The organism is Bradyrhizobium sp. P2_E8 (assembly GCF_056403875.1).
Map to the genome: position 1 here is coordinate 1 of NZ_JBFUES010001611.1, position 1,008 is coordinate 1,008.

2 protein-coding genes and 1 pseudogene are annotated in these 1,008 nt (G+C 66.7%); all 3 read right to left on the minus strand.

The features are described from left to right. On the minus strand, positions 1-286 hold a 286-nt coding region (locus tag AC1D00_RS42700; RefSeq protein ID WP_477014861.1), incomplete at its 3' end, for a phosphoadenosine phosphosulfate reductase domain-containing protein. Beyond that, positions 283-798 carry a DUF934 domain-containing protein gene (locus AC1D00_RS42705; RefSeq protein ID WP_011084296.1) on the minus strand — a complete coding sequence of 172 codons (516 nt, stop codon included), beginning with the start codon at positions 796-798 and terminating at the stop codon, positions 283-285. The genes AC1D00_RS42700 and AC1D00_RS42705, both read right to left, overlap by 4 nt. Continuing rightward, positions 785-1,008: pseudogene (locus tag AC1D00_RS42710) on the minus strand (nitrite/sulfite reductase); the annotation flags it as partial. The pseudogene AC1D00_RS42710 and the gene AC1D00_RS42705, both read right to left, overlap by 14 nt.

Here is a 1,008-nt window from a genome sequence, read left to right on the forward strand (position 1 = left end):
GCGTCGCGACCAGCGTGTCGCGATAGGCGAGCGTCTCCTCGAACAGCCAGCCGGTGTCGAGGAAGATCACGGGGATCGCAGGGTCGACGTCCGCCATCACCTTCAGAAGCGTCGCGGATTCCGTGCCGAAGGACGACACCACCGCAAGCTTGTCGCGGCCGACCGTCTTCAGGGCCGCGGCGATGATCTCCGCGGGCGAGGCGTCGCGCAACGCGCGATCGAGCTCCTCGGCCGAGGGCAGCGCGGAAACGGACACCGGAGATAGCTGAGGCGCAATGGCGTTCACGTGCCGACACCTTCCGAGTGACGCAACTGCATGCGCCGGTGCAGCGCCGTGATGCGGCCGTCGCCGGTCGGCTGGTAGAACACCGAATAGCGCTTTGCGGTCTGCATGAAGGCTTCCGCATCGGCCTGCTTCTTGACCTCGAAGGAATCGAAGCCCGCGCGCAGCATGAACACGAACTGGTCGCGCAGCACCTGTCCCGTCGCACGCAACTCGCCGCGATAGTTGTAGCGCTCGCGCAGCAGCCGCGCCTGGCTGTAGGCGCGTCCGTCGCGGAAGCTCGGGAACACCAGCGCAACGGCGGCGACCTTGCCGAGATACGGCACGAGCTCATCGATGTCGCGGTTGTTCGGCCAGATCACGCCGACCTTGCCGGCACGCTTGAGCAACGCATCCGCCTCACCGACGAAGCGCTCGGCCGGCACCAGGATGTCGCCGCCCTCGGGCAGCGGCGTGTCGACGGCCAGCTTGACGAAGCTGTCGTCGACGATTTTTCCGCCGTTAACGAGTGGCATAGACACGCTCCTTGAAGGGTTCGACGCCGAGGCGCTTCACCGTGTCGATGAACAGCTCCTCCGGGCGCTCGCGCAGCGCGAGATAGGCTTCCACAATGTCCTCGACGACGTCGGCGACCTCGTCGAACTTGACGCCGGGGCCGATCAGATTGCCGAGCGCGGCGCCCTCGTCGGCGCGGCCGCCGATGGTGATCTGGTAGACCTCCTCGC